Below are 21,265 nucleotides of genomic sequence, written 5' to 3'. Positions count from 1 at the left end.
AGCTACCAAGCGGTTTGAATGCTGGTACCCGGAAACGGGCCGGCGCAAATGGGCAAGCGGATCGGGAAGCATATGTTTGGGATGGCCGGATTGATGAGTGCGTTAAGCGTTGGCACCGTGGCGCCCGCCGAGGTGGTTGCAGTGGACGAGGTTCAAAGCGTGAAGCAGGACCAAAGCCAAGCCTGTTTGACCCAGACCCAGACGCAAACCGCGACGCCAGACGCCGCATCGCCTGTGCCGGAAATTGCGGCAAATGCTGCCGATTGGATTGCGCAGGATCAAACCGCGCAAATCCATGACTTTGAGCCAGCCGAGGATGCCTTGGTTTTTGTCTGGGACGACAGCGATGCAAGCGTGCCAGAACCGCAAGTTCACATCCAAGAAGACCCAGAAGAAACCGGCCAGTTGCAGGTCCGGATGGGGGATCGCGTGATGGCGCAAATTGGCGGGCCAGCCCCACTGGCCGAAGCTGATCTTGCCCTTATCCCGCTCAGCGTGGCGCGGGATCTGGGGTTTGCGCCTGTTTGACGTAGAACGCGAACAGCGTTGAATGGTGTGCAACAAGCCAAGCGGTGTACGAAGATACCCTTTGCCAAACTCCTCCGGATTTCCTATACGCGCCCATCGCCTGCTGATTCCCATCGGGGGGCGGTATCTCCATGGGCCTGCGCTGGACGACATCCCGGCCTGCGCCATTCCTTTTCACTTTATCCTATGAAGGAGACCCCGATGTCGATTACGCCCGAAGAAAAAGCACGCGTGATGAAAGATTTCGGCACCAAAGAAGGCGACACAGGTTCGCCCGAAGTACAGGTTGCTGTTCTGAGCTCGCGTATTGCCACGCTGACAGAGCACTTCAAGACCCACAAAAAAGACAACCACGGTCGCCGTGGCCTTTTGAAAATGGTCGCGACGCGCCGTAAGCTGCTGGACTATGTCAAAGGCAAAGATGAGGCCCGTTATCAGGACCTGATCAAACGTCTGGGTCTGCGCCGCTAAGCGCAGCCGCATCTCAGAGTTACTTAAAACGCCCGGTTCAAGCCGGGCGTTTTTTGTTGCGGGCGCTGTGCCGCGCGGCCCCGGGTTTTTCGAAAATTCCGAAGTGGCTTCCCCGGAAAGAACAAATCCGGCCAGTTGAAGCCGAACAAATCAAACCACCCCCCACCGCCCGCCTTGGCCGCCCGTATTGCGCATATTCACAAGGCTTTCCATTGCACCAAAAAACCTGTATGCCCCCGCAATCTGAAAGCCGGCGCCCGGACCTCAGCGCCTGACAAAGAAGATACCGAGGTCAGGGGGAATTCGCCCCCTATGCAAAGGCCAATTGGCCAACACAGGAAACGTAGATGTTTAATGTAACGACAAAATCCATTCAGTGGGGCGAAGAGACGCTGACACTGGAAACAGGTAAAGTGGCCCGTCAGGCAGACGGTTCTGTCATCGCAACGCTGGGCGAAACCAGCGTGATGGCAAACGTCACCTTCGCACGCCAGCAAAAGCCCGGTCAGGACTTTTTCCCGCTGACCGTCCACTACCAAGAGAAATACTATGCCGCCGGTAAAGTGCCAGGCGGTTTTTTCAAACGTGAGGCACGCCCCACCGAGAAAGAAACTCTGACAGCCCGCCTGATCGACCGTCCGATCCGTCCGCTGTTTGTCCCCGGCTTCAAAAACGAAGTTCTGGTGATGTGTACGGTTCTGTCTCACGATCTGGTTAACGACCCGGACATGGTTGCGATGATCGCCGCCTCTGCCGCGTTGACCATTTCTGGCGCGCCGTTCATGGGCCCAATCGCCTGCGCGCGCGTTGGCTTCGAGGATGGTGAATACATCCTGAACCCAACAGTTGACGATATGCAGGACCTGCGCCTGAACCCAGAACAGCGTTTGGATCTGGTTGTGGCCGGCACCAAAGACGCCGTGATGATGGTTGAATCCGAAGCCTACGAGCTGACCGAAGAAGAAATGCTCGGCGCTGTGAAGTTCGCACATGACAGCATCCAGCCTGTCATCGACCTGATCATCGATCTGGCCGAAGACGCCGCGAAAGAGCCGTTTGACTTCCAGCCGGTTGACTACTCTGATCTGTCCGCAGCCGTGGCCAAAGCTGGCGAAAAAGAAATGCGTGCCGCATTTGCAATCGCCGACAAGCAAGAGCGCACCGCCGCTGTTTCTGCTGCCCGCGACACCATCAAAGCCGCGCTGAGCGAAGAGCAACTTTCCGACGCCAACCTCGGTTCTGCGATGAAAGGTCTTGAGGCCTCCATCCTGCGCGGTGACGTTGTGAAAACCGGCAAGCGTATCGATGGTCGTAACACCGACGAGATCCGCGATATCGTTTCGCAAACAGGTTTGCTGCCCCGGACGCACGGCTCTGCCTTGTTCACACGCGGCGAAACTCAGGGTCTGGTTGTGACCACGCTGGGCACCGGTGACGACGAACAGTTCATTGACGCGCTGCATGGCAACTTCAAATCCAACTTCCTGCTGCATTATAACTTCCCTCCCTATTCGGTGGGTGAAGTTGGCCGCGTGGGCCCTCCCGGCCGCCGCGAAATTGGTCATGGCAAGTTGGCATGGCGTGCGCTTCAGGCGGTTCTGCCTGCGGCAACCGACTTCCCCTACACCATCCGCGTTGTGTCCGAGATCACCGAATCCAACGGCTCGTCTTCTATGGCGTCTGTCTGCGGTGGCTCTCTGTCGATGATGGACGCGGGTGTTCCGCTGAAATCGGCTGTGGCCGGTGTTGCGATGGGTCTGATCCTCGAAGAAGACGGATCATATGCGATCCTGTCCGACATTCTGGGCGACGAAGATCACCTTGGTGATATGGACTTTAAAGTGGCCGGTACCGAAGCGGGGATCACCTCCTTGCAGATGGACATCAAGATCGCAGGCATCACACCAGAGATCATGGAAAAGGCACTGGCACAGGCCAAAGAAGGCCGGATCCATATCCTTGGTGAGATGAACAAAGCCATCTCCGGCGCGGCAGATTTCTCTGTTCACGCACCACGCATCGAGACCATGCAGATCCCAACGGACAAAATCCGCGAAGTGATCGGTTCGGGCGGTAAAGTGATCCGTGAGATCGTTGAAGTGTCCGGCGCCAAAGTCGACATCAACGACGAAGGCATCATCAAGATTGCGTCGCCAAACGGCGACAGCATCAAGAAAGCTTACGACATGATCCATTCGATCGTGGCAGAGCCAGAAGAAGGCATGGTTTACACCGGTACGGTTGTGAAAATCGTCGACTTCGGTGCGTTCGTGAACTTCTTTGGCAAGCGCGACGGTCTGGTGCATGTGTCCCAGATCGAAAACCGCCGCTTGAACCATCCTTCGGACGTTCTGAAGGAAGGCCAGGAAGTGAAAGTGAAGCTTTTGGGCTTTGACGATCGCGGCAAGGTGCGCCTGTCCATGAAAGTTGTGGATCAGGAAACTGGCGAAGAAGTTAAGAAAGAAGAAAAAGCAGAGGATTGATCCTCTCTTTGTTCTGAAAATCTTTGGAAAGGCCCCGATGGAAACATCGGGGCTTTTTGCTGTTTGGCCGTTGATTTTACTGATTTTACGCCCGTGGAAAACCAGCGGTTGTGCAGCAAACCTAATACTTGCCAAGCGGAATCCCGCTCCTTACTCATTTCCCATGAACTTTCTCTACCGCGCCTTGTTTAAGCATTTGATGCTCTCTGCGGTCCGTTCGCACCAAGATGCGGGGCGGCCTGCGCTGGCTGGGTATGCCTTTGATCTGATCACCGCCAAGATCCACCTCGACGGGCGTTTTGCGCACCGCGAGTTGTCGGCATTGGAACGGCATGTGTTTCCACAATTGGAGAAGGGCGGGATATGTCTGGATGTGGGCGCAAATATTGGCAATCACGCGGTGAACTTTGCCGGTGTGTTTGACCATGTTCACGCCTTTGAGCCGAACGAAAAGGCGCTGGATCTGCTCAGGATCAACGCCCGTTTACGGCCCAATGTCACCGTTCATCCCGTGGGGCTGTCTGATCGGTCGCATGTGTTGGAGGTGATCCAACCGGCCTTCAATCTGGGTGGCACAGGTGCAAGCGCGACAAATGGCAACCCGTTGGATGAAAAGGTTGCGTTGCAACTGAATGCATTGGACGAGATGCAGCTGCCATTAGACGGCAAACGCATCACCTTCATGAAGATCGATGTCGAAGGGCACGAGCCAGAGGTGATCCGCGGCGCAGCACAGACATTGTCCGATCACAGCCCTGTCTTGGGGATCGAAGTGGACCGCCGATCTGTTCAAGACGGCAGCAGTCCGGCGCTGGATGCGGCGCAGGCGCTTGGCTACACGCATATGTATGCGATGCGCCGGGGCCGTGCGGCGCGGTTCCGCGCGGTAGACAGGCCCACCGCGCGAAATTATCCGTTGTTGCTGTTGTCGAAGTCAGAGCTCAACTTCGACTAGGATCAGCCCGGCGCTTTGGTTGTGCGCAGGTAGGGCAGAACTGTTGTGAACTCGCCAAACTTGGCTTTTGCATCGTCGTTGGAAACGGTTGGCGGAATGATAACGTCATCACCGACATTCCAGTTGGCCGGAGTTGCCACGCCATTGCCTGTGGACATCTGCAAGCCATCCAGCGCCCGCAACACTTCGGCAAAGTTGCGGCCAACGGTCATCGGATAGGTCATCGACAGTTTTAACTGTTTGTCCGGGCCGATGATAAAAACCGACCGCACCGTGGCGCTGTCGGCTGGCGTGCGGCCGTCGGGCAGATAGGCCTCTGCTGGTAGCATGTCGAAGGCTTTGGAAACTTCCAAACCGGTGTCTGCGATAATTGGGAAACCGGCCTTGGCCCCGGCTACCTTTTCAATGTCGCCCTTCCATTTCTTGTGGTCCTCAACACCATCGACGCTAACGCCGATCACTTTGGTGCCGCGCTTGGCCCATTCATCCGCCAGCTGCGCAACGGCGCCAAATTCGGTGGTGCAAACGGGCGTGAAATCTTTGGGGTGGGAAAACAGGATCGCCCAGCTGTCGCCAATCCAGTCATGCAAGGAAATGCTGCCTTGATCGGTTTCGACAGTAAGATTGGGAATAGTGTCGTTAATGCGCAAACCCATGGTATCCTCCGGGGTAATTGTCAGAATGCTGTATGCATGATGTAATAATTCTTAAGTCCAGTTGCATCCCCTCTCTTGCAGCACCACATGCTCAGTGACAAAGTGGCGCAGATTTCGTCAGGGACGGACCCTGTTGCATCAACGAAATAAAGGATTTCTGTCATGCTCGAGAAAAAAGAGTTCTACATCAATGGCCAGTGGGTCGCGCCAGCAGCGGCCAATGACTATGCCGTCATCAACCCCTCGACCGAAGAACAATGCGCTGTCATCTCGCTTGGCGGGCAGGCGGACACCGACTCGGCTGTCGCTGCTGCGCGTGCCGCTTTCGACAGCTGGTCGCAAACCTCCAAAGAAGAGCGGACCCGCCTGATCGAAAAGCTGAAAGAGGTCTATATCGCCCGTCAGGAAGAGATGGCACAGGCGATGTCGCAGGAAATGGGTGCGCCCATTGATCTGAGCCGCGCCCAGCAGGTTGGCGCGGGCAGCTGGCACATCGACGGCTTCCTCAAGGCGTTTGAGGATTTCTCGTTTGAACGCGACTTTACCTCCAGCGAAAAGACCCTGCTTGAGCCGATTGGCGTTTGCGCCCTGATCACGCCTTGGAACTGGCCAATGAACCAGATCATCCTCAAGGCGATCCCGGCAATGGCGACCGGGTGCACCGTGATCCTGAAACCATCCGAGATTGCACCGTTGTCCGGCGTTCTGTTTGCCGAGTTCGTGCATGAGGCCGGTTTTCCTGCTGGCGTGTTCAACCTCGTCAATGGCGATGGCCCCGGTGTCGGCAGCCAGTTGTCCAGCCACCCAGAGGTGGACATGGTCAGCTTCACCGGCTCCACCCGCGCAGGCATTGCGATCTCCAAGGCGGCGGCAGATACGCTCAAGCGTGTCTCGCTTGAGCTGGGCGGCAAGGGCGCCAATGTGATCTTTGAAGATGCGCACCCCAAAGCAGCCAAAGCGGGCGCAATCCGTTGCTTCCGCAACTCCGGTCAGTCTTGCAACGCGCCAACGCGAATGTTGGTTCACAAATCGCGTTATGACGAAGCCGTGGAAATGGCCGCGGACGTGGCCACCAACACCCACGTCGGCCCGGCCTCCGAAGAGGGCAAGCACATCGGTCCGGTGGTGTCTGAGGCCCAATTCAACAAGATCCAAGGCCTGATCGAAAAAGGCATGTCCGAGGCGCGTCTCGTGGCAGGCGGCCTGGGCCGTCCGGACGGTTTGAACCGTGGCTATTACGTGAAGCCAACCGTTTTTGCCGATGTCACCAACGACATGACCATCGCGCAGGAAGAAGTCTTTGGTCCGGTTCTGTCGATCATCCCCTTCGAGACCGAAGAGGAAGCCATCGCAATTGCCAACGACACACCCTACGGTTTGACCAACTACATCCAGACCGAAGACACCGAAAAACGCCGCCGCGTGGCGCGCCGCTTGCGCTCTGGTATGGTGGAAACCAACGGTCAGGGTTTTGCCATGGGATCACCGTTTGGCGGGTACAAACAATCTGGCAACGGCCGCGAAGGTGGCGTGTTCGGCCTTGAGGAATTCCTCGAAGTTAAAGCCGTGTCCGGTTGGGCCGCTGAATAAACCGCCATCACTGGCGCGTGATTTGGGGCTGCTTTCGGGCGGCCCTTTTTCATTTCAACTGGCCGCGCCCGAGAGAACCAGTAGGATTGAGTTTTTCTTGCCAAATGAAGCAAAGTGCCATCACCCCGTCCAGACCGGTGCGCCCGGCCGAACGGGGCTTCACTTGGCACACGGGGTCGCTCTCCAGCTACCCGCGCGACACGACGTTAGCCGCGCAAGGTAAACGAAGTGTAAAGCGGCCTTCTTGGCTTCATTTGGCAAGAAAAACTCAATCCCGCCCTCTCAGAACGGTGCCTTCGCCCGAATTTTTACGGATCGGCCACCCTGTGGATGGTTGAAGCGCAGTTCTTCGGAATGCAGCATCAGGCGCGGGAAATCCAAGGCAGGGCCGCTGGCATAAAACGGATCGCCCAAGATCGGATGCCCCAGCGCCAGCATATGCACGCGCAACTGATGGCTGCGGCCGGTTTTCGGCATAAGGCGCACGCGGGCCGTAGTGCCCTCGTTCTTGATCACACGCCAGTCTGTCTGCGCCGGTTTGCCCGTGTCATGGCAAACCTTCTGCAACGGGCGGTTTGGCCAATCCACGATCAGGGGCAAATCAATCGTTCCGGACTTTTCCGCCGGAACGCCCCAAACCCGCGCAACGTAGGTTTTGCGGGTCATGCGTTTTTCAAACTGCAGCCCAAGGTGGCGTTGGGCATAGGGCGTCAGGGCAAATATCATAACGCCGGATGTGTCGCGGTCCAGACGGTGCACCAGCAAAGCATCGGGAAAGGCGGCCTGCACCCGCGTGAGCAGGCAATCGGCCAGATGTTCGCCCTTGCCCGGCACGCTCAGCAGACCGGCGGGTTTGTCGACCAGCAGAACCTCTGCATCTTCATACAGAATCACCAGCGGGTCTTGGGGCGGAGAATACGTAACGTCCATAGGCCGTTCGATCACAGATGTAGGGTGGGTTTTCAACCCACCTCATGCCAGTCTTTGCCAAACAAAGGAGAATTGAGATGCATCCCACAGTGCAAAAGTTTCACGATATGGTACTTGAGGGCAATCATGAGGGCGTGTCGGAATTGATGGCCGACGATATCCGCTTCATGCCGCCGACCTATTGGGCGACATGGCGGGGCCGCGAGGCGGTCTCGGCGGTGTTGGGCCATGTTGGCGAAGTGTTTGAGGACTTCCGCTATCGCCGGGTGCTGGGTGAGGACGATTATTGGATCCTTGAATTTGAGTGCAAGATCGATGGCTTGGATTGTGTCGGGCTGGATCTGATGACCTTGAACGAGGCCGGTGAGATGCAGCAGCTGGAGGTGGTGATGCGGCCACATAAAACCGTCGGTGCGCTGCGCGAGGCGATGAACAAACGCGTTGCGACCGATCCGCGGTTTCTCAAGCTGCGAGAGGCGCTGTCTTAGGGCCTGCGCTTAAGTTTTTGAGGTTTTCCGCATACTCAGGAACATCGACCCGGAATAGACAATCAACGCGGTCCAAATCATCGGAAAGGCGATCATCCTTGCCTTTCCAAACGGTTCGTCAAACACCAGAACCGCCACAAGAAAGATCATCGTTGGTGCGATGTATTGCAAGACGCCAATCGTCGAGAGGCGCAGCAATTTTGCCCCGTTTGCATAGATCATCAACGGCACAGCCGTCACCGCGCCGCAGCCGATCAACAGCCATGTGTCGCGGGTCGGTGCGAGGCTGAAATGCGATTGGCCGGTCGCGGTAAGGTACCCAAGATAGCCAATCGCCGGAACGATCAGGATCAGCACCTCAAGCAAGAACCCCTGATTGGGGCCAATCGGCAGGCTTTTCTTGGCCAGCGCGTAAAACCCCCAGGATACGGTCAGTGCCAGTGCAACCCACGGCATCCGCCCTGCATCTAGCGTCAGGACCAGCACCGCGCCCGCAGCCAGCGTAATCGCCAGCATTTGCGCCTTGGTCAGGCGTTCCCCCAGCAGGACCGCCGCGAGGAAGATGCTGAACAACGGGTTGATGTAATAGCCCAGCGCCGCCTCAAGCGCATTGCCAGAGGTGATCGCCCAGACATAGATCCCCCAGTTGACCGAGATCAGCGCCGCCGTCACACAGCCCATAGCGAGCATGCGCGGATTGCGCAGCGCCTCGCGCAGGGCGTCGGTGCGGCGCAAGATGATCAACACCACCGCAGCAATCGGCAGGGACCAGACAACCCGATGCGCAACCACTTCGGCCGCCGGAATATGCGAGAGCAGTTTCATATAAAGCGGCAGAAACCCCCAAAACACATAGGCGCCCATCGCATAGGCCAGACCTTGCGGTGTGTCTTCGTTTTTGGTGGGTGGCAGGGTGTCTGGGTTACGCATGGCGGATCCTCCGCCGTCATGCGTAACCGCGATTGTGGGGGGCGACCAGCCCTAAACTTTGACCCGCTCGGAGGCCGGGTCATACATGGGTTTCAGCGATGCATCTGCCTTGACGCGGGTGCCTGCCACGTCGATCTCGTAGGAAGAAGCCAAGACATCAGCCGCGCTTTCGCCTTTGCATGGCACATAGCCAAGGCCCATCGCACCGCCCAGCGCATGCCCATAAGAACCCGACGACAAGTAACCGACAATTTCACCGTCCCGCAGCACCGGTTCATTGTGATAAAGCAGCGGTTCAGGATCAGTCAGGCGGAATTGCACCATCCGCGCCTCCAGCCCGTTTTCTTTTTTGCGCAGCACCGCATCGCGGCCGATAAAATCGGGCTTGTCGGTTTTTACAGCAAAGCCGAGGCCCGCCTCCAGCACGTGGTCTTCTGCGGTGATGTCATGGCCAAAGTGGCGGAAGCCCTTTTCGATGCGGCAGCTGTCCATCATATGCATCCCGCAGAGTTTCAGATCCATGTCCGCGCCTGCCTCTGCCAGCACCTCAAACACATGGGCAGATTGATCGGCACTGACGTAAATCTCCCAGCCCAGTTCACCCACATAGGTCACGCGGTGCACACGGGCGAGACCCATCCCGATCTCGATCTCTTGCGCGGTGCCGAAAGGATTGACCGCATTGCTGAAATCATTGGGCGAGACGGCTTGCAGCAATTTACGAGCGTTCGGCCCCATAACGGCCAGCACACCTTCGCCTGCCGTGACATCCGTGATGACCACGTTGAATGCGCCTTGATGACGGCGCATCCATGTTTCATCGGCCAGACAAGTGGCCGCGGGGGTCACCACCAGATAGGCGGTTTCGGACAGGCGCGTGACGGTCACATCCGCCTCGATCCCGCCGCGTTGGTTCAGGAATTGGGTGTAGACAATTTTGCCCACGGGCACATCGTATTGCCCGCCGCCGATGTGGTTCATAAAGGCACAGGCATCGCGCCCTTCGACACGGATTTTGCCAAAGGATGACATGTCGTACATGCCGACGTTCTCGCGCACGGCCATATGTTCGGCGCGGACGTTTTCAAAGAAGTTTTGCCGCTTCCAGCTGTATTCATATTCCGGTGTCTGCCCCGGACCGGCAAACCAGTTGGCGCGTTCCCAGCCCGCCAGCTCGCCCATCACGGCGCCGCGGTCCTTGAGGTGCTGATGGAAGGGCGTGCGGCGCACACCGCGTGCAGTGGCCTTTTGCCGGTAGGGGTAGTGATCGGCATAGAGCAGGCCCAACGTTTCCTTGGACCGTTCGGCCAGATAGGTTTTGTTGCCTTGGAAGGGCTGCATGCGGATGATGTCGACATCGCCCAGATCAAAGGGTTTCTCACCGTCGTGCATCCATTGCGCCAGCGCCATGCCAGCGCCGCCAGCCGACTGGATACCAATGGAGTTAAAGCCCGCTGCGACCCAGACATTGTCCATCTCTGGCGCGAGGCCAAGGTGATAGGCGTCATCGGGGGTAAAGCTTTCCGGCCCGTTAAAGAACGTATGAATGCCCGCCTCGGCCAGCATCGGCATCCGGTTCACCGCATGTTCGAGGATCGGCTCGAAGTGGTCAAAATCTTCGGGCAACTGGTCAAATTCAAAGTCCGCCGGAATACCATCCAGCGCCCAGGGTTTGGCGTTTGGCTCAAAGGCCCCAAGCAGGATCTTGCCTGCGTCTTCTTTATAATAGGCGCATTCGTCCGGCACGCGCAGGACCGGCAGTTGCTTCAGCCCCTCAATGGCTTCGGTGACGATATAGAAATGCTCACAAGCCTGAAGTGGCACATTCACGCCCAGCATCCGGCCAACCTCATGTCCCCACATGCCGCCGCAGTTCACCACCATATCACAGGCGATGTGACCAGTTTCCTCGCCCTGCGCCCAATCCACGCCGGTGATCCGCCGACCCGCGCGAGTGACGCCGGTGGCGCGGGTGCGTTCAAGAACCTGCGCGCCGCCTTGTCGGGCGCCCTTTGCCATCGCAAGTGCGATATTGGCCGGATCGCCTTGCCCGTCTTTGTCCAGATAGACCGCGCCTGTGACCCCTTCGATGTTCAGGTGTTCGTATTTTTCAAGCACCTCTTTTGGGCTGATTTCCTCAACGTCCACACCAAAGGCACGGGCCATCGCCGCCTGGCGGTAGATCTCTTCTCGGCGTTCTTCGGTCAGGGCCACGGTGATCGACCCGCAGCGCTTGAACCCCGTTGCAACGCCCGTTTCTGTTTCGAGATTGCCGTAAAGTTCCTGCGAATATTTGGCCAGTTTGGTCATATTGGCCGTGGCCCGCAATTGCGCGATCAGACCCGCCGCATGCCAGGTGGTGCCAGAGGTCAGCTGTTTGCGTTCTAGCAACACAACGTCTTTCCACCCCAGCTTGGTCAGGTGGTAAGCGACAGAACAACCGATGACGCCGCCACCGATAATGACAACGCGGGCTTTGGACGGGGGAACAGGCATGGTGGGCACCTTTTGGGTTGAATGTTGGGCGATCATGGCGCGAAACAGACGCGCTGGTCAGGTTAAAAACGGCGGCTATCCGGCGGAATGCGCAATTGCGGGGGTCGGACGTTTGCGGCGGCGGGCCTCTGCAGGGGTACAGCCGAACACAGTCTTGAAGAGCGGCGCGAAACTGCTGGAGAACCCACAAGCCAGTCCAACTTCTCGGATACTGAGAGAGGTGTTGAGCAAAAGCGCGGATGCTTTGTTGAGCCGCAGCTCGCGATAGTAGCTGTTGGGTGTCAGTCCCAGGTATCGGCTGAATTTGCGTTCCAGAGACCGGTTCGAGATATTCAGTAGGCGGCAAAGGTCTTGTATCGGCAGCGGCTCTTCGAGGTTGGCTTTCATCAATGCGATGCAGGCATCCAGATCAGGATCGCCCAAAGCAGACGATTGGTCACTGCCGAAGGGCTGCGGCGTGCGCATATCGCGGACGTGGTGATGCAACAGAATGTCACTGACATTCATCATCGCCGCTTGCGAGACATGCCCCGCAACAACCGATAACATCAGATCCACAGTTGCACCCATTCCGGCGCAAGTGGTGATCCCATCATGATCGCGGGCCAGTTCTGCACCCCAATCGCTGGCATCCACCTCTTCGGACTGGGCCAGCCGGTTTTCCCAATGGGTGGTATGAACCGCGCCCTTGTTGTGGCTGCGAATGTAGTGACTTGCGGCCTCCGCCAGCAGGAAAAGCCGGGCACCCCGCGCCCCATAGGCGGACAATACCCGGCGGAGCGGAACAGCCATCGCCCCCGCATCGGCATTGCCCAGCATGATCGCATAATCCACCGAAGGGCGTTCGGCCAAAGGGGCGGTGTCCACGGTCACGCCCACACTGTCCCGTTTGGCACCGCCCGATATCGACCGAAAGCGCCAGCCAAACACCTCTTGCTGGCAGACGCGGTTGGTGATGCGCAAAACATCCACAACCGCGGCCAGTTCAGTCAGGACAAAACCATCCTCGACAATGATGTCAAAGCGCCCCTGACGGGGCGCTTCTCGGGCAAGGAGGCTGGACCCGCGTGCCATGGATCAGGCCCGGATGCGTTCGTTTTGTGGATCCCAAAGCGGTTGATCTGGTTGCACTGTGGCTTTGCACATTTTGCCGAAAATATCGATCTCGACCTCTGTGCCCGGCACCGCCAGATCGGCCCGCAACATACCCAGCGCGACAGAGCTGTTCACACGGTAGCCCCAATCGCCTGATGTGGTTTCGCCCACAACCGCGCCATCATGCCAGACCGTCGACATGTAGGGCGCGTCCTGATCGCCCGCATCAACGGTCATGATCACAAAGCGTTTCTTGCTGCCTGCCTGCTTTTCCAGCTGCATCGCGGCCTTGCCGGGGAAATCCTGCGGTTTGTCGAGTTTGACAAAACGGTCAAGTCCCCCTTCGAGCAGGGTATAGTCGGTGGACAGATCGCCCTTCCAGGCGCGGTAGCCTTTTTCGATCCGCATAGAGTTCAATGCGAACATGCCAAAGGGTTTCGCACCTGCGCCGATCACCGCATCATAAAGCGTGGGAATATCGGCGTTGGCGGCGTGAATTTCCCAGCCCAGTTCACCGGCAAAACTGACCCGCGCCAATGCGCATGGCTTGCCTGCCACTTCGGCCGCTTGATGGGTCAACCATCCCAAGGACAGGTCCGCCTTGGTCTCCAACGCTTCAAACAGCGCTCGGCTTTGCGGGCCGGTGACGATCAGTGTTGAGTATTCGGTGGTGTGATCCGTCAGGCTCAGCCCCGCATCCCGCGCCGGGCGCAGCACGTCAAAGTCATGCCATTGCGCTGTGGCGGCAGTGATCAGGGTAAAGTGATCTTCGCCGTGGCGCAGGATCGACATTTCGGTCAGGATGCGGCCGCGATTGTCACCAAAGTAGGCCAGATTCATACGCCCCACTTTGGGCAAGCCGCCGGTGATCCGCCCGCGCAGCCATTCGGCGGCACCCTCACCAGAGAGGTTGAACCGGGAAAAGCCCGGCAGGTCCAAGACACCAACGCCATCGCGCACCGCCTCGACCTCTTCTTTGACGCGCACCGCCCAAGGGCCGTTGCGATCCCATGTTTGGGTGCTTTCCTCGGAGGTGTCATCGCCCGGTTTGGCAAACCAGTTGGCGCGTTCCCAGCCGTTGAAAGTGCCCATCTGGCCGCCTGCCGCGAGGATTTTGTCATGGACCGGAGACAGCTTGCGATCCCGTCCCGCAGGCCAGACATGGTGCGGGAAATGCATGGCATATTCGTGGCCATAGGTTTCCATCGCTTTTTGATCGCAGAAGTCCTGATCGGTGTAATCGGTGTAGCGGCGTGGATCGACCGCCCACATGTCCCATTCAGTCTGTCCTTCGGTGATCCATTCAGCGAGCACCTTGCCCGCGCCGCCTCCTTGGGTGATGCCAAAGGTGAACACGCAGGCCTCAAACGCATTTGGCACGCCCGGCATCGGCCCGATCAACGGCAAGCCGTCTGGAGCATAGGGGATCGGCCCGTTGATCACGCGCCCCACACCGGAAGTGCCCAGCATTGGCACCCGTGCCATGGCATCTTCGATGTACCATTCGAGACGCTCCAGATCGTCGGGGTAGAGCTGGAATGAGAAATCCTCTGGCATCGGGTCTTGGGGCGTGACCCAATGGGCCTTACAGTTCCGCTCATACGGGCCGAGATTGAGACCATTCTTGTCCTGACGCAGATAATAGGACGTATCCACATCCCGCAGCAGCGGCACCTTGCGACCGTTCTCTTTGGTCCATGCGGCCAGTTCCGGGATTTCTTCGGTCAGGAAATACTGGTGGCTCATCACCGTCATCGGCAGGGTGCGCCCGCCGTAAGGCTTGAACCACTCCGCAACACGTTGTGCATAATAGCCTGCAGCATTCACCACGTATTCACAGCGGATGTCGCCCTTGTCGGTATGCACAATCCATTCAGCCCCATCGCGGGTTACGCCGGTCGCAGGGCAGAACCGTTCGATCCGTGCACCCATTTCCCGTGCCCCTTTGGCCAAAGCCTGGGTCAGCTGCGCCGGGTCAATATCGCCATCCGCCGGATCCCACAGACCACCTTCAAGATCGTGGGTTTCCATAAATGGATAGCGGTCTTTCATGTCCGAGACGGCCATCATCTCAAGGTCGAGACCCTGATAGTTGCCCATCGACCGGGCGCGTTCAAATTCCTGCATTCGCTCTTTGCTGTGCGCCAGCCGGATGGAGCCGGTGACGTGGTAATTCATCGGATAGTCGACTTCTTTTTCGAGGCCCGCGTAAAGATCCAGCGAATATCGCTGCATGTTCATAACCGCCCAAGAGGTCGAAAAGTTCGGACAGTTGCCCGCCGCATGCCAAGTGGAGCCCGCGGTCAGCTCGTTCTTTTCCAGCAGCACACAATCGGTCCAGCCTGCCTTGGCCAGATGATACAGAGACGACACGCCGACAACGCCGCCGCCGATGATGACCACACGGGCCGTTGATGGAAAGTTGCTCATCTTTATTGCTCCCTTTGCGGCACGCCGTCCGCGATCTCGTAATAATCACCCTTGTCCGCGACAAAGATGTGTTTTTGCAGGGACAGCCCGGTCGGGCCGTCAATAGCACCCAGTGAAAAGCTCATCCCGTCTTCGTCATGGGCCTTCCAGAACAGGAAACAGCCGCAGGCGGGGCAGAAGCCGCGCGTTGCGGTCTCGGTCAGGTCGAACCAACGCACCTCGCCGGTGATGTCGAAATTTGACCGGGGCGCATATCCTGAGGCCCAGTAGTGGCCCGATTGTTTGCGGCATTGGCCGCAGTGGCAGGCCGACACGCTTTGCCCGCCGTCATGCACGGTGAAGGTGACCGCACCGCAGTTGCAGCTGCCCCTTAAAACATCGTTCTGGTCTTGCATCACGCCCTCCCCGGTGTGGCGGCACTGCCCAGAAGGGCGCCGTAGATGATGAAACAAACGGCCATGACCCGGCGCACCCATACGTTGAACACCGCCCCCATCGCCGCCCTTCCCAGCCCGGCGCCAAGCGCGGTAAAGCTGATGTAGCTAAGGGCCGTGAGGCTCAACGCGGTTGGCATGATCACAACCATCTGATCCCAGATCGGCACGCCCGGTTGCACAAACTGCGAAAATGCCGCGAGGTATCCTGCCACGCTTTTGGGATTGATCGTGGCGATGGCGAAGGCCCGCAAATAGATGGACCGCGCAGGCCGCGTGACCTCTGGTACGGGCGTGCTGGCGTTCAGCCAACCACGCACACCGAGGTAGATCAGAAAGCCGGCGCCAATCAGTTTGGCCGCCGTGAAGGCCAATGGCGATGCCGTGATCAGAGCGGTCACACCCAACGCGGACAAAATCAGAAACAACGTGGCCTGTGTGAGGATCGCCAGCACGCCAATCAGGCTGCGGCGGAAACCAAGGGTCATGCCATTGCTGATGCAGTTGACGGCGTTTGGCCCCGGCGTGGTGACAAAGACCAACCAGAACAACGCGAAAACGATCCAGGCCTCAAAGCTCATGCATCAATACTCCGGCGGGGCGATGACCCAGATCGCCACCGCAGGGGCATCAAAGGGATTGGCCCAGCGAAACGGCTCGCCCCGGATACGGAAGCTGTCACCGGGGTGGATCAGATGGGTGGTGCCGTTGATTTCAATCTCCAGCTTACCGGACAGCAGATAGCCCACTTCCTGCGTTTGACGGATGACCTCTTCGGTGATGCGGCTGTGCGGCTGAAAGGTGGAATGCACCATTTCGAAATCGTCAGTCAAATCAGGGGAAAGCAGTTCTTCAACCAGACCGGCCGTGTAAGCCCCGATGGTCCGGCGGGCATCTTTGCGCACAACAAAACCGGCCTCATGGGCGGGGGCGGCCTCGTGGCGGAACAGCATTGAAACGGAAACATCCAACGCCGCCGCGATGTGACGCAGATCGGTGATGGAAGGCTCGGAGATGTCGCGCTCCACCTGGCTGAGCCAGCCGACAGAGCGGCCCAGCGCATCGGCCATATCGGTCAGCGTCAGGCCCCGGCTTTTGCGCAGGGCGCGCAGATCGGCGCCCAAAGTGTCTGGTCTGTCCGGGGTGCTGTGCTGCATGTCAGGTCCGTGAAAATTCTAGCTCGAATTTCACGATGCCTGAGTCGCGTGAAAAAATCCAGAATTATTTCACGGATCTAGATTGCGGCTGAAAAGACCGATTTGAGAATTTCGCTCAAAGCGTCGGCGTCCTGCGCTTTGAAAGCTGCCGGTTGGTCGCTGTCGATGTCAAAGACTGCGATCAGGCTGCCGTTGCCGTCAAAAACCGGCAGAACCAGTTCGGAACGGGTGGACGAGGCGCAAGCGATATGGCCAGGGAAGGCATCGACATCCGCAACCAGTTGCACGGCCTGATCCCGCGCCGCCGCACCGCAAACGCCCCGTGAAAACGGAATGGACAGGCAACCATGTCCGCCTTGATACGGCCCGATCTTGAGCATCTCTGGCCCAGTGACACGGTAAAAGCCGGTCCAGTCAAAGCGGTCATCTGCATGATGCACCTCGCAAGCCACTGTCGCCATCAGTGCAACCGCGTCCTTTTCTCCCTCGGTGAGGGCAGCAAGGGTTTTCGCAAGGGTGGGGTAGTCAACTGTCATGATGTGTGCCCTTGAAACGGCGACCGGGGGCTGACTGCCCCCGGACCCCCGTGAATATTTAAGGCCAAAAAGGGTTTAGACCCGTTCGATTGCAATGGCAGTGCCTTCGCCGCCGCCGATGCAGATGGCCGCGATGCCGCGCTTGAGATTGCGTTTCTCCAGAGCGTTGAGCAGCGTGACCATGATCCGGGCACCAGAGGCGCCGATGGGGTGGCCCAGTGCACATGCGCCGCCGTTGACGTTCACGATGTCATGGCTGAGGCCCATTTCATGCATGAAAGCCAGCGGCACCACGGCAAAGGCTTCGTTCACTTCCCACAGGTCGACGTCTTCTTTTGACCAGCCAATGCGGTCCAGCAGTTTTTGCGCGGCAGGCACAGGCGCTGTGGTGAAGAGACCCGGCGCCTGGGCGTGGCTGGCGTGGCCCATGATACGGGCACGGATCGTCAGGCCTTGCGCCTCAGCCGCCTCTTCGGACGCCACGATCAGCGCGGCCGCGCCGTCGGAGATTGACGATGAGTTGGCCGCAGTGACTGTGCCGCCCTCGCGGAAGGCGGGTTTGAGTTGCGGGATTTTTTCGGGGCGGGCGCTGGCCGGTTGTTCATCGGCGGCAAAGGTTGTGCTGCCCTTGCGCGAGCGGACCTCAAGCGGGGCGATCTCATGCTCAAACGCGCCGCTTTCCTGCGCCTCAAGCGCGCGGGACAGCGAGGCCAGCGCATATTCATCCTGGGTTTCGCGGGTGAACTGAAACGCCTCGGCGCAGTCTTCGGCAAAGGTGCCCATCAGGCGGCCCTTGTCATAGGCATCTTCGAGACCATCAAGGAACATGTGGTCAATCACCTGACCATGGCCCAGCCGCGCACCGCCGCGCATTTTGGGCAAGACGTAGGGCGCATTGGTCATGCTTTCCATGCCGCCGGCGACCATGACTTCCGTATGGCCAAGCGCGACCTGATCAAAGGCGATCATCGCGGCCTTCATGCCGGAGCCGCACATTTTGTTCAGGGTTGTGGCCGGCACCTCTTCGCCCAGACCGGCAGCAAACCCGGCTTGCCGCGCTGGCGCTTGTCCCTGACCGGCAGGCAGAACGCAGCCCATGAGAACCTCTTGCACCTGGGCGGCGCCCGCCCCATCAAGCGCGGCCTTGATCGCATGTCCACCCAATTCGGCGGCTGTCATGCCCTCAAATGCACCTTGAAATCCGCCCATGGGCGTACGGGCCGCGCCCGCAATTACAACATTTCGCATCACGTTCTCCTTGGTCGGCGCTGCTCATCAGTTGGTAAGGATTTACCGCTATGCCTTGATGCAACGCTCGGGTCTCAGGGGTTTACTTATGAAAGTTTCCACAAAGATTGAAGGGGACAGATGTATCGTGACGGTTCAGGAAGACCGCATTGATGCTGCTGTTGCACTGGCCTTTAAAGATGCCATGCGGCGCAATACTGCTGGATCAGGCGCGATGGTGATCCTCAACCTTGCAAAGGTGCAGTTCATTGACAGCAGTGGACTGGGCGCAATTGTCGCAACCATGAAACACCTCGCCCCGGATCGGCAGTTGGTTCTTGCCGGGCTGACGGCACCGGTTGAACGGGTTTTCACCCTCACCCGGATGGACAGTGTTTTTCAGCTTTTTGCCACCCTTGATGACGCGCTCGCTGTTCACCATGCATGAGCAAGCCATGACGCGCCCGGACACAGGAGCATTGACCTTGGGATTACTGCCACCGTTTGAAGTGTCGCTCAACAACCAACAATCCGATGTACGCGGCGCGCTGAGTGCCCTGCTGGCCGGGTTGGGACCATTGGCCCTTGATGTGGAAGAGGCTGGCACGGTTGAGCTGGTGATGGCCGAGGCATTGAATAACATTGTTGAACACGCCTATGCAGACCGCAGGCGCAAAGAAGCGATTCATATCCGGTGCAAGCAACTGCGTGATGGGCTCCATCTACGGATTGTTGATCGTGGGATGGCGATGCCCGACGGAAAGACGCCGATTGGGATGGCCCAGAACATCGATGTGGATGCCATTGATATGCCCGAGGGCGGTTTTGGATGGTTCCTGATACAGGATCTGGCGAAAGACATCCGGTACCAACGGGTTGGGCACACCAACCAGCTTGACCTGCGGTTGGCGGTTGCCCTGCACGCCGAGGGCTGATCCCCGTTTCATTTCGGTTTTGAGAGGCCTTGCCGGTGATTTCACCAGCAGGGCCATTCGTCGATGCTCCCCCTGCGCACCCCTATTAACCATGCCCTAAAACTGCCGTGATGTTTCCCACAAGTGCCGTGATCTGATCATAATTGCGCCGTGGTCTGAGGGCATATCTGGTCCTGTAGCTTCACAAGGCTTCCCTCGGCGTCGCGCTTTATAGCCCCCACCCAATGCGCGGCGCCGAGGATCTTTCCCCTACATCATTGGCAGTCCCGCACAGGCGGGCTAGGTTCCCGTCAAACCAACACTGACGGAGCCATCAATGCGCGACTTTCACTTTCCTGGACGGTCCCCTGTGTTTGCCAGCAATGGCATGTGCGCGACCTCACACCCCTTGGCCGCTAAAACCGCCATCGACATTCTGGAACGCGGCGGCAATGCGATGGATGCGGCGATTGCGGGTGCGGTCTTGTTGGGTATTTGCGAGCCGCAAATGACCGGGATCGGCGGAGATTGTTTTGTCCTTTATTCAGAAGCCGGATCGGATGAGGTGATTGCGCTGAACGGATCTGGGCGTGCGCCAGCTGCCCTTGATGCCGCAAATCTACGGGCGCGGGGTGAGACCACCGTGCCGCTCTATTCTGCGGATGCGGTGACGATCCCAACAGCCATGGATGCGTTTTGCGGGTTGTCTGATCAGGTTGGCAAACTGGGGCTGGATGCGCTTTTGGCCCCGAGCATTCACTATGCGGATGAGGGGGTTCCTGTCGCGCCTCGGGTTGCGTTTGATTGGGCGTTGGAGACAGAAAAGCTTAAGGGATGCGCCCGCGAGTATTATCTAAAGGACGGCGCTGCCCTCAAGACCGGCGATGTTTTCCGCGCGCCCGGTCAGGCGGAGGTGCTGCGCCGGGTGGCAAAATCGGGGCGGGATGCATTTTACAGCGGCGAAATTGCCGAGGATATGATTGCCGCGTTGACGGCCCAAGGCGGCGTTCATACCGCTGCGGATTTTGCAGCAGCGGCCAGCGACCCCGCAACCCCGGTTGAAGCGCCCTACAAAGGTGTTGATGTGGTAGAGCATCCGCCAAACGGGCAGGGCGCAACAGCGCTATTGCTGCTGAATATTCTCGATCAGTTTGATATCGCTGCGATGGACCCATTTGGCGCGGAGCGTGTGCATATTGAGGCGGAAGCAAGCAAGCTGGCCTATGATGCCCGCAACCGGTTCCTTGCTGACCCGGATTACACCAGCCGCCTTGATCACATGCTGGCCCCGGAAACGGCGCAGAAGTTGGCGGCATTGATTGGCCCCAAAAAGGCAATGCCGGCCGCCGCGCCGCTGACCGAGCAAGTCCATAAAGATACCGTCTATATCACCGTGGTTGATCGCGATGGCATGGCCGTTTCGATGATTTATTCGATCTTTCATGGGTTTGGATCGGGGATCGCGTCTGACAAATTTGGCATTCTACTGCAAAACCGGGGGGCCGGATTTACCTTGCAAGACGGCCACCCGAACGAATTGAAGGGCGGCAAACGCCCCATGCATACGATTATTCCGGGGATGATCCGCGAAAACGGCAAGGTGATCATGCCATTTGGCGTGATGGGCGGGGCCTATCAACCTTGCGGGCATGCGCGGTTTGTATCCAATCTACAAGACTTCGGAATGGATATGCAGACCGCTATTGATGCGCCGCGGGCCTTTGCGGATGGCGGCGTCCTCAAGATCGAACGGGGTTACTCGGACACTGTGCGCCAATCGCTGGCCGATTTGGGTCATCAGGTCGAGATCACAGAGGCAGCCATCGGCGGTGCCCAGTCGATCCGCCTGCGCCCGGATGGTGTATTGGAAGGCGCCAGTGATCCGCGGAAAGACGGATGTGCACTGGGGTACTGAGGCACACTGCCCGTTGCAAAACACAAGGCG

Annotated in this window: 20 protein-coding genes; 9 read left to right on the top strand and 11 right to left on the bottom strand. The window is 58.4% G+C overall.

Features of this window, described 5'->3' with window-relative positions:
• The first annotated feature begins 18 nt into the window (after positions 1-18).
• From C8N31_RS10500 to C8N31_RS10485, 4 genes are all read left to right on the top strand, one after another.
• Entirely contained in the window at positions 19-528 is a 510-nt protein-coding gene (locus tag C8N31_RS10500) for a hypothetical protein (RefSeq protein ID WP_146173124.1), read from the top strand.
• Positions 529-729: 201 nt separating this feature from the next.
• Entirely contained in the window at positions 730-999 is a 270-nt protein-coding gene (gene rpsO, locus C8N31_RS10495; RefSeq protein WP_025049448.1) for a 30S ribosomal protein S15, read from the top strand.
• A 347-nt stretch (positions 1,000-1,346) separates the two neighbouring features.
• A complete protein-coding gene (pnp, locus tag C8N31_RS10490) occupies positions 1,347-3,482 on the top strand; it encodes a polyribonucleotide nucleotidyltransferase (protein ID WP_025049447.1) in 2,136 nt (711 codons plus the stop codon).
• A 163-nt stretch (positions 3,483-3,645) separates the two neighbouring features.
• Positions 3,646-4,437, top strand: coding sequence for an FkbM family methyltransferase (locus tag C8N31_RS10485; RefSeq protein ID WP_025049446.1), 792 nt, complete (start codon positions 3,646-3,648; stop codon positions 4,435-4,437).
• Between the two features lie 2 nt (positions 4,438-4,439).
• On the opposite strand, the gene C8N31_RS10480 is transcribed toward C8N31_RS10485, so the two are convergent.
• A complete protein-coding gene (locus C8N31_RS10480; protein WP_025049445.1) occupies positions 4,440-5,093 on the bottom strand; it encodes a peroxiredoxin in 654 nt (217 codons plus the stop codon).
• A gap of 162 nt (positions 5,094-5,255) precedes the next feature.
• Between C8N31_RS10480 and C8N31_RS10475 the strand changes: the two genes are divergently transcribed.
• The gene (locus tag C8N31_RS10475; protein WP_025049444.1) at positions 5,256-6,683 is read left to right on the top strand and encodes an aldehyde dehydrogenase family protein; all 1,428 of its coding nucleotides are present in this window, start codon (positions 5,256-5,258) and stop codon (positions 6,681-6,683) included.
• 282 nt (positions 6,684-6,965) lie between these two features.
• On the opposite strand, the gene C8N31_RS10470 is transcribed toward C8N31_RS10475, so the two are convergent.
• Positions 6,966-7,613 (bottom strand): RluA family pseudouridine synthase, encoded by a 648-nt coding sequence (locus C8N31_RS10470; protein ID WP_025049443.1) that lies wholly within the window; start codon positions 7,611-7,613, stop codon positions 6,966-6,968.
• Positions 7,614-7,690: 77 nt separating this feature from the next.
• Between C8N31_RS10470 and C8N31_RS10465 the strand changes: the two genes are divergently transcribed.
• The gene (locus C8N31_RS10465) at positions 7,691-8,101 is read left to right on the top strand and encodes a nuclear transport factor 2 family protein (protein ID WP_025049442.1); all 411 of its coding nucleotides are present in this window, start codon (positions 7,691-7,693) and stop codon (positions 8,099-8,101) included.
• 9 nt (positions 8,102-8,110) lie between these two features.
• On the opposite strand, the gene rarD is transcribed toward C8N31_RS10465, so the two are convergent.
• The 9 genes from rarD to C8N31_RS10420 all read right to left on the bottom strand — a co-directional run bounded on the left by rarD (position 8,111) and on the right by C8N31_RS10420 (position 18,427).
• A complete protein-coding gene (rarD, locus tag C8N31_RS10460; protein ID WP_025049441.1) occupies positions 8,111-9,031 on the bottom strand; it encodes an EamA family transporter RarD in 921 nt (306 codons plus the stop codon).
• A 51-nt stretch (positions 9,032-9,082) separates the two neighbouring features.
• Positions 9,083-11,527, bottom strand: coding sequence for a GcvT family protein (locus C8N31_RS10455; protein WP_025049440.1), 2,445 nt, complete (start codon positions 11,525-11,527; stop codon positions 9,083-9,085).
• 75 nt (positions 11,528-11,602) lie between these two features.
• Positions 11,603-12,601, bottom strand: coding sequence for a GlxA family transcriptional regulator (locus C8N31_RS10450; RefSeq protein WP_025049439.1), 999 nt, complete (start codon positions 12,599-12,601; stop codon positions 11,603-11,605).
• A 3-nt stretch (positions 12,602-12,604) separates the two neighbouring features.
• Positions 12,605-15,052, bottom strand: coding sequence for a GcvT family protein (locus C8N31_RS10445; protein WP_025049438.1), 2,448 nt, complete (start codon positions 15,050-15,052; stop codon positions 12,605-12,607).
• 2 nt (positions 15,053-15,054) lie between these two features.
• Entirely contained in the window at positions 15,055-15,447 is a 393-nt protein-coding gene (locus C8N31_RS10440) for a GFA family protein (protein ID WP_025049437.1), read from the bottom strand.
• Complete coding sequence (locus C8N31_RS10435; RefSeq protein ID WP_025049436.1) at positions 15,447-16,067, bottom strand: LysE family translocator; 621 nt, start codon at positions 16,065-16,067, stop codon at positions 15,447-15,449. Before C8N31_RS10435 ends, C8N31_RS10440 begins: the two co-directional genes overlap by 1 nt.
• A gap of 3 nt (positions 16,068-16,070) precedes the next feature.
• Entirely contained in the window at positions 16,071-16,643 is a 573-nt protein-coding gene (locus tag C8N31_RS10430) for a helix-turn-helix domain-containing protein (RefSeq protein WP_025049435.1), read from the bottom strand.
• Between the two features lie 77 nt (positions 16,644-16,720).
• A complete protein-coding gene (locus C8N31_RS10425; protein WP_025049434.1) occupies positions 16,721-17,179 on the bottom strand; it encodes a GAF domain-containing protein in 459 nt (152 codons plus the stop codon).
• Between the two features lie 75 nt (positions 17,180-17,254).
• Positions 17,255-18,427, bottom strand: a complete 1,173-nt coding sequence (locus C8N31_RS10420; RefSeq protein ID WP_025049433.1) for a thiolase family protein — start codon at positions 18,425-18,427, stop codon at positions 17,255-17,257.
• 88 nt (positions 18,428-18,515) lie between these two features.
• Here C8N31_RS10420 and C8N31_RS10415 point away from each other — a divergent pair, with 88 nt between their 5' ends.
• The 3 genes from C8N31_RS10415 to C8N31_RS10405 all read left to right on the top strand — a co-directional run bounded on the left by C8N31_RS10415 (position 18,516) and on the right by C8N31_RS10405 (position 21,235).
• Entirely contained in the window at positions 18,516-18,854 is a 339-nt protein-coding gene (locus tag C8N31_RS10415; RefSeq protein WP_025049432.1) for an STAS domain-containing protein, read from the top strand.
• Complete coding sequence (locus tag C8N31_RS10410) at positions 18,826-19,341, top strand: ATP-binding protein (RefSeq protein WP_231476885.1); 516 nt, start codon at positions 18,826-18,828, stop codon at positions 19,339-19,341. Before C8N31_RS10415 ends, C8N31_RS10410 begins: the two co-directional genes overlap by 29 nt.
• Before the next feature lie 316 nt (positions 19,342-19,657).
• Positions 19,658-21,235 carry a gamma-glutamyltransferase family protein gene (locus C8N31_RS10405; RefSeq protein WP_025049430.1) on the top strand — a complete coding sequence of 526 codons (1,578 nt, stop codon included), beginning with the start codon at positions 19,658-19,660 and terminating at the stop codon, positions 21,233-21,235.
• The last annotated feature ends 30 nt before the right edge of the window (positions 21,236-21,265 follow it).

Source organism: Sulfitobacter mediterraneus, from assembly GCF_003054325.1.
In the GTDB taxonomy this organism is placed as follows: Bacteria; Pseudomonadota; Alphaproteobacteria; order Rhodobacterales; family Rhodobacteraceae; genus Sulfitobacter; species Sulfitobacter mediterraneus.
The sequence above is the reverse complement of the archived record's forward strand: the minus strand, read 5'-3'. Positions and strand labels throughout refer to the sequence as shown.